The 7,987-nt window shown below is 35.0% G+C and carries 6 protein-coding genes; 1 reads left to right on the top strand and 5 read right to left on the bottom strand.

The genetic code is table 11. The annotated features are described in order from the left end of the window. Positions 1 to 294: 294 nt before the first annotated feature. The 3 genes from KE503_RS02265 to KE503_RS02255 form a co-directional block, all read right to left on the bottom strand. Positions 295 to 1,248, bottom strand: a complete 954-nt coding sequence (locus tag KE503_RS02265; RefSeq protein ID WP_055073281.1) for a beta-galactosidase small subunit — start codon at positions 1,246 to 1,248, stop codon at positions 295 to 297. After that, positions 1,232 to 3,133 (bottom strand): glycoside hydrolase family 2 TIM barrel-domain containing protein, encoded by a 1,902-nt coding sequence (locus KE503_RS02260; protein ID WP_212384385.1) that lies wholly within the window; start codon positions 3,131 to 3,133, stop codon positions 1,232 to 1,234. The genes KE503_RS02265 and KE503_RS02260 overlap by 17 nt, the downstream gene beginning before the upstream one ends. Before the next feature lie 68 nt (positions 3,134 to 3,201). Next, positions 3,202 to 4,557, bottom strand: a complete 1,356-nt coding sequence (locus KE503_RS02255) for an MFS transporter (RefSeq protein WP_212384377.1) — start codon at positions 4,555 to 4,557, stop codon at positions 3,202 to 3,204. A gap of 349 nt (positions 4,558 to 4,906) precedes the next feature. On the opposite strand from KE503_RS02255, the gene KE503_RS02250 reads away from it, so the two are divergent. After that, positions 4,907 to 5,785 carry a helix-turn-helix transcriptional regulator gene (locus KE503_RS02250; protein WP_212384376.1) on the top strand — a complete coding sequence of 293 codons (879 nt, stop codon included), beginning with the start codon at positions 4,907 to 4,909 and terminating at the stop codon, positions 5,783 to 5,785. Positions 5,786 to 6,011: 226 nt separating this feature from the next. On the opposite strand, the gene rlmD is transcribed toward KE503_RS02250, so the two are convergent. Both rlmD and KE503_RS02240 read right to left on the bottom strand, forming a co-directional pair. Next, positions 6,012 to 7,373, bottom strand: coding sequence for a 23S rRNA (uracil(1939)-C(5))-methyltransferase RlmD (gene rlmD, locus KE503_RS02245; RefSeq protein ID WP_022375161.1), 1,362 nt, complete (start codon positions 7,371 to 7,373; stop codon positions 6,012 to 6,014). Positions 7,374 to 7,477: 104 nt separating this feature from the next. Beyond that, positions 7,478 to 7,984, bottom strand: coding sequence for a metallophosphoesterase (locus KE503_RS02240; RefSeq protein ID WP_022375162.1), 507 nt, complete (start codon positions 7,982 to 7,984; stop codon positions 7,478 to 7,480). Between the last annotated feature and the right edge of the window lie 3 nt (positions 7,985 to 7,987).

Below are 7,987 nucleotides of genomic sequence, written 5' to 3'. Positions count from 1 at the left end.
TTTTTTCGGTTATCTATCGTCTTCATTAAAAATGCCCTAAACAAAATGTTCAAGGCATAATAAAAATATTTGAGTTGTTTATATATAAAAAGACAAAATATGCATATTAAACAAATTTTATCTTTATTATATTGATTTTTTTTGCAACTGCTCTTTATAATCTATGTTGCACTTCTCTCGGTAACACTTCGTGATTTAATGAGTTTACCGAATAAATCTACCGTTGGTCCTAATCAAAAAAGCTTTTTATCCAATCTCTAGTAATCTTAACATTCATATGTGTCCCTACTTTGCTTAACAGATAGTAAATGAATAATCTATATCTTCTTCTGCACTGATACAATATTCATCTTCTACATTGCTGCCCCAACTGTCAATGCCTCCAACACCTCGAACCGCTCCATAAATACAAAGAATCGTTCTTCTTGCTGGTGGCAATTCTTCATGATGCAATGCATTTTCAATTTCAGATGCTGTATAAGGTAAGCATGAAAAAGCAAATGGCTCATCTTTTTTCTCAATACGAAGTGTTTGAGATGAATAATCTGTCCTGCTATTATCGAGACTCGTATGTCTTACAATATCTACCCATTCTGTATCCATTCTCATACCACATTCCTGTGGAACAAGATATGGTGTTAGGCTCAAATCAGAAACTTCATAGACTCCTTCTATTGCTCCTGCTTTTCTATCTGGATAAGTTTCTCCTGATAATCCTTTATATAAATATTTATCTGCCAACGTTGGCATAACAAACCTCATACCAAAGACTGGGAATTCAGGTAATCCTTTAACACCATTATAATGCACATTCACCTGAATTTTTCCTGTAATATCTACCGTATATGTTACAACAACCGTTGTAGAAGGAGTATTGATTGTTTCATAAGTATATTGAACCATGATCTCATCAGCTGAAACATCTCCTTCATAACTATTATTATCTGGTGCATATATTTTTTGTACTTCACCATCCATAAAAACCTGAACATCTTTACAATCGATAAACATATCGGCTGAAAGCCAGCTTCCACTCTTAATATGAAATTTACTTCCTCGATCGTTATCTGTCAAGGCTCTCCAAAAAGTAGGCTTTGGACAGCGATATAACCATTCATATCCATTTTTTACTATAGATTCTAATCCACCTTGTGCATAAGAAAATATATAATTAAATTCTTTGCCATGTACACCAAGTGTATAATCACCATATACAACTCTTAATTTACTTTTATCTGTATAAGCCATAGTAATACCTCACTTCCTGCATTGCTGGTTTTTCTTTTCGATCAGCAAATACGATTCCATTTCCTGAGAATTCGTAGTCTGATGGCCTGTCATCAAAGTCTCCTCCATAGCGTAGAACTTCTTTTTCTGTTACATGATCTTTTACTAAAATTGCTTGATCAATAAAATCCCATATAAATCCACCTTGATACATTTCATATTTATCAATAAGTTTCATGTAGTCTCCAAGTCCACCCATTGAATTTCCCATATCATGCATAAACTCACATAAAATATAAGGTTTCTTTGGATTATTATTTAAGTATTCTTCTACTTCTTTTGGTTTTGCATACATTCTAGTCTCGATATCAGAAATTGTATCTTCATATGCCCTATTATAGAAAGAGCTCTCATAGTGAACCAGCCTTCCATCCTTCTTCTCTTTAAAAAAGTCATTCATAGCTTCAATGTTATCTCCAGCATAAGACTCATTTCCCAAAGACCAGAATAAAACTGATGTATGATTCTTAAACGTCTCATAATTTGTTCTGGCTCTATCTACTACAACCTCTCTCCACTGTGAAATGGATCCTGGGATATTGACTGACGGCTCAACCGCACCAAGCTTCTGCCATGAGCCATGACTCTCTAAGTTTGTCTCCGCCATCACATAGATTCCAGCATCATCACACATGTAATACCACGGAATTTGATCCGGATAATGGCAGGTTCTTACTGCATTGATGTTGTTTCTTGTCATACAGTTTATATCAGAAACCATATCCTCCAAGCCGATGCATCTTCCGGTTTTTGGATTCCACTCATGTCTGTTAACACCATTGATAATCAGTCGTTCTCCATTTAAAAGCATTACCTTGTTCTTGATTTCAATTCTTCTAAATCCAATTCTGTACGGAACAACTTCTATGATTTTTCCATCTGCTTTTAATAATTCGATGTAAGCCTTGTAAAGATATGGCGTATGATCATCCCACTTTTTAATGTCTTTGATATCGTCTGATATGCTGCCAACAAAGTCTCCATCTTTATCTTCTAATTCAATATTTCTTTCTAAGATAACCTGGTCATCCACATTTTTTAATATAATCCGTGCACACACATCCTGATTTTCTGTAGCAGATACACGAATATTTGTATTTAATGTTCCGCTCACATTATCCTCATTCAGCACCGGATTCAACCACATATCCTCCACATGTGCTTCCGGAAGTGCTCTAAGAGATACATTTCGGAAGATACCGAAGAAGCGGAAGAAATCCTGATCCTCTAAGAATGCTGCACTGCACATCTTGTGAATCTCAACTGCAAGCACATTATCCTTTTCCCTGATATATGGTGTCAGATCAAATTCGGATGGTGTAAAGCTGTCTTCTGCATAGCCTATAAATTCACCGTTCAACCATACATACATCGCCTGCTCCACACCTTCAAAGAACAGTCTAACTCTCTTACCACAAAGCTCCTTATCCAAGTCAAATTTTTTAATATAAGAACCAACCGGATTATACTCAGCTTCGCTGAACATTCCTGTTCCATCTCCTGCACTCTCTATACTGTAAGCACCCCTTCTGTAGGTCTTACCTTCCCAAGGATACAGGGTATTGATATAACGAATCTGATCATAACCGGCAAGCTCAATATGACCCGGAACCATAATCTTATCAAAATATGATGTATCATAATCCTCTTTATAAAAATCAGCCGGTCTGCTCATCGCATTTCTGCTAAAACAAAATTTCCACTGTCCATTTAATGATTGTATTAAGTTGTGTGAATTGCTGTTCAACGCTTCATAATTTGTGAAATAGTCATGATCGCTATGTGCTGCAATCTGATTCACTCTGAATATTTCCGGATTATCAATCCATCTGATATCTGCGTTCATTTTCATACCTCGCTTTCTAATTTTACATTTAGCCCCAAAAGTAAATATTCACTCTGGAGGCTATTTCTTTATTCCATACTTTCTTTTAACTGTTCGTTTGCACCTTCAATATTCATGAATGAAAGAATGATTGTGATAATCAAATCAAACGCAAATGGTAACCACAAGTACATAACATTCATCATACTGATACAGCTTGCTGACTGAACAGCTACATTATTAACATATCCGCTTGCATCCAGTAACCATCCTGAAAGTGCTACACCAATACCACCACCAAGCTTTGTACCAAAAGATGTACACGAAAACATAGACCCATCAATTCTCTTACCAGTCTTAAGATATGTATGCTCTGAACAGTTTGCGATAACTGCTCCAACATCACCTTGCCAAGGTCCTTCACCAAGAGATGTTAATACGGTAAACACTAACATAAGAGGAATGCTTCCTAAATATCCAGCTACAATAATTCCCAAACGACAGATTGTAGCAAATACATAGCTGTACTTATTAAGCTTGTACATTCCTCTTGCTTTTGCAACCAATGTAGGTGTGATAGCAAGTGCTATAATCAATGGAATATTAATTGCCCACGAGAATACACCGAAGAGTTTCTGATTAAAAAGCACATACGTCATAAAGTAAGTTCCAACGCTAAGCATAGCTGCTCTTAACTGCTGAAGAATATATACAACGCAAATCATGACAAAATATTTATTAGATATAAGTAGCTTAAATGTTTCTGCCAATGTAAGCTTACTGTCTTCTTCCTCTTTTCCATCTCTAAGCTCCGCATCAGAAAGTTCCTTAACCGAAAAGCATGACAATGTATTTGATATGATACCAACGATACAGTATATGATTGCTACAATTCTCCATGCTACTGCCCCACCGCCAAATGATGTTACAAGTCCAAATGTGATGGACTGAATCAAAAGATTGGTACCAAATGAGAACATAAATCTAAATGAACCCATTTCAACACGCTCTTTCGCATTCTTTGTTACAAGCGATGTCAATGCTGCATAAGCAATATTATTTGCTGTGTAGAATACTGCGTTTAATAATGTGTATGCAATAAAGAACCATGCATACTGTGCAGTCTTGCCCAGACTGGTTGGAATGGCAAATACACCAAACAATGTTACAGCACATCCAAAGAATCCATAAAACATCCATGGTCTGGCTTTTCCCATCTTGCTCTTTGTTCTGTCAATCATAGAACCAAAGAAAATATCTGATACACCATCAAATAATTTCGATACAGCAATTAATGTACCGACAATACCTGCATTTAAGCCTATGGTGTCTGTCAAATAAATCATTACAAAAGATGTCAGAAATGCATATACAACATTTCCTGCAATATCGCCTGATCCATAACCCACTTTGTTATACCATTTTAGGTATCTCCTCTCTTCCATGTAAAAATTTCTCCTTTCATTTACCATAATGTTTTCTCAATTTCTTTATACATAGTATATATATAATTATTGTCAAAGACCATTTCATAAATTATTCAAAACATACACAAAACAACACTATCAACAAAAAAATGTATATATTTTTTTGTTTTTTATTATTTTTAACATACACTTTTTTGAACTTTCATTGAAATTCTATCAAATTTGCATAAATATAGAAATATTTTTTATCATTTCAAATTAAAATAGACAGTATAGCTGTAAAATGGTAAAATCATATAGTAAATATAAGTGAATTTTTGCATCGATCTTTCATATTTTCGATTCATTCTATATGTAAGGAGCTATAATGTATACAAATAATGCATATCTAAACAATTCAACCATTGACCGAAAAGACAAATCCAAACCTCTTGTCATAACTATGTGTGGAACTTATAAATTATATACACGTCCAAAACTCCCCACATGGCGGCCTCGTGGTAGACTAGATTTTCAATTACTCTATATTGCTGCTGGAAAAGCACATTTTCATTTTGATAACAATGATGAAGAAACTATTGTTCATGCTGGTCATATGGTTCTATATCGTCCAAAAGAACCACAAAAATACGAATATTACGCAAAAGATCAAACTGAAGTTTACTGGGTTCACTTTACTGGAAACAATGTCACGAACATGCTTCGTTCTTATGGACTTACTAATAAAAAAGTTTTTCACTGTGGATCCGGTGCAGAATATCAAAATCTGTTTCGTTCTATGATAAAAGAATTGCAAATGTGCCAAGATGGTTATGAAGAAATGCTTGAAATATATTTACGACAGATTTTTATCAAACTTCAGCGACATTTTAAATCATCTCTCAATTTTGATAATTCACATGCTTTCGAAGAAATAGATAACGCAATCTCTTACTTTTGTGAACATTATAATGAACCAATTAATATTGATGATTATGCCAAAGAAAATCATTTTAGTACTAGTTGGTTTATCCGTAATTTTAAATTATACACTGGGATTACACCAAAACAGTATATTCTAAAAAAAAGAATATATAATGCAGAGGCATTACTTCAAAATACACAATATAATATCAATGAAATCGCACAGATTATTGGTTATGACAATCCTCTGTATTTTAGCCGTGTTTTTCAAAAGACAAAAGGAATATCGCCTTCTGAATATCGCAAAAACATATCACAACGTGTATTCAATTCTTCTTTATAAATTTTATATAAAAAAATAGAGATACTTTGTAATTAAAGTATCCCTATAATTTATCATCTGTCCGATGATTTACTTTCATTTATAAAACTAGGATTTCTTGTGTCCCTCTCAACGACATCAAGAGCTACAACAACTGTAATTTCTTCTAAAAGCTCTTTTTGACTGTAAGTTTCACTTATTTTCTTAAAACTAAAATGCTTCAAAAACCGCTTAAACTCAAGGATTTTTAGATATTGTCCTTTTGTATCAACACCATACTCTCGATATGAACTGTATTCGGGAACTGATCCACGGCTGTAGCCCTCATAACTTTATATCCTGCTGCCTCAAACACTTCCAGATCTCTTGCCAGGCTTGTCGGTTTACAGCTGATATATACCATCTGTTCTACCCCAAAATCAATAATCTTCTGAATTGCTTTTGGATGAATCCCATCTCTAGGAGGATCAAGTACGATAAAATCCGGTTTATCTTCTAATTCATCCACAACTTTTAGTACATCTCCTGCAATAAATTCACAGTTATCGAGTCCATTTAACTTGGCATTCACTTTCGCTGCTTCTACCGCTTCCTCAACAATCTCGACTCCAACAACTTTCTTTGCAACTGGTGCTAGCATCTGTGCGATTGTTCCGGTTCCGCTGTATAAGTCAAAGATTACTTTGTCTTTTGTCTCCCCGACAAACTCTCTGGCAGTCTTATATAATACTTCTGCCCCTAATGTATTTGTCTGGAAGAATGAAAATGGTGAAATCTTAAATTTTAATCCAAGAATTTCCTCATAAAAATAATCTTTCCCATATAAAATATCAATCTTATCTGCCTGTACAACATCTGCAAGGCTGTCATTTGTTGTATGAAGAATTCCAATAATTTTTCCATTTAATGGTAATTCTAATAATGCTTCACTTAGCTTGCTAAGATCTGCTTCTGCCTGTGATGTTGTTACGATATTGATCAATAGATTTCCTGAACTTTCTGATCTTCTTACAACCAGGTGTCTAAAGTATCCTTCGTGGCGCATTTTGTGATAAAATGGCAGTTCCATCTGCTGTGCAACATTTAATGCACATTTTACGATAGAATTGTAATCATTATCCACAATCTGGCAGTCTGTGATGTTTACAATATCGTGAAATGTGTTCTTTTTGTGCATTCCAAGTGCTAATGGACCATCTTTTACTTCATCTCCAAAGGAAAATTCCATCTTATTACGATATCCGTGTACTTTTGGACTTCCTTTAATTTCTTCCCATATATCATCATTTACATAATCTTTTAACAGATCACGTACCATACCTTCTTTGATCTTTAACTGATTCTCATAAGATACTGTCTGATAAAAACAACCACCACAGATCCCAAAATGTGGACAGACAGGTTTTGCATCTTCTAATGGAGATTTCTCTAAGACATCTAATAGTCTTACCACACATCCGCTTTTTCTCTTCTTTGTTACCTGACCTTTGATCCTCTGACCATTTATGACACCTTTGACTGTGACTTTCTGGTCTTCACAGATAAAAGTTCCCTTGTTTGGAAATTCTGTCTTTATGATCTTTCCTTCAATGATATCTTTCTTCTTCATTGTCATCCCTTTCTTTTTATTCTATCTAACACAAACTTCTTTCTATACATAAGCTGTCACAGAAAAAAGATGGAAATACCATCTTGGTACTTCCATCATTCTAGCTATAACATCAATTCGTCAAACTGTTCTTTGTAATATCCATGGGCATAATGTGCTTGTCCTTCTTCGTCAATCTCCATGATCAGGAAAGTTGGTTTCCTTCCTGCCTGACGAGGATAGGAAATACTTCCTGGATTCAAAATCGTTACATCATCCCCAATCTCAATGAATGGTACATGTGTATGTCCATACATCACTACATCATATCCCATTTCCAACGCATGTTCTCTTAGATAATCCACACCTGAGTTTACATAATAGTTATGTCCATGAGTCACTAACACCTTATAGTCTCCAAGCCGTATCTCTTCTTCGTTCGGAAGATCCAAGTAATAATCGTTGTTACCTGCGACCATGACTACCGGACAGCCCGCTATTTCTCGTATGTATGAATCTCCACGTTCCACATCTCCGCAGTGAATCATCATGTCGATGTCACCTACCTGCTTTAAGACACCCTCGATATCATCATTACGTCCATGGGAATCACTGATCACTAAAATCCTCATAAA

The organism is Anaerostipes sp. Marseille-Q3525, from assembly GCF_018223505.1.
GTDB lineage: Bacteria > Bacillota > Clostridia > Lachnospirales > Lachnospiraceae > Anaerostipes > Anaerostipes amylophilus.
The sequence above is the reverse complement of the archived record's forward strand: the minus strand, read 5'-3'. Positions and strand labels throughout refer to the sequence as shown.

Coding starts and splice junctions, on each gene's coding strand:
- KE503_RS02250 (WP_212384376.1), top strand. CDS start 4,907: ATGTATACAAATAATGCATATCTAAACAATTCAACCATTGACCGAAAA.
- KE503_RS02265 (WP_055073281.1), bottom strand. CDS start 1,248: ATGGCTTATACAGATAAAAGTAAATTAAGAGTTGTATATGGTGATTAT.
- KE503_RS02240 (WP_022375162.1), bottom strand. CDS start 7,984: ATGAGGATTTTAGTGATCAGTGATTCCCATGGACGTAATGATGATATC.
- rlmD (WP_022375161.1), bottom strand. CDS start 7,373: ATGAAGAAGAAAGATATCATTGAAGGAAAGATCATAAAGACAGAATTT.
- KE503_RS02255 (WP_212384377.1), bottom strand. CDS start 4,557: ATGGAAGAGAGGAGATACCTAAAATGGTATAACAAAGTGGGTTATGGA.
- KE503_RS02260 (WP_212384385.1), bottom strand. CDS start 3,133: ATGAACGCAGATATCAGATGGATTGATAATCCGGAAATATTCAGAGTG.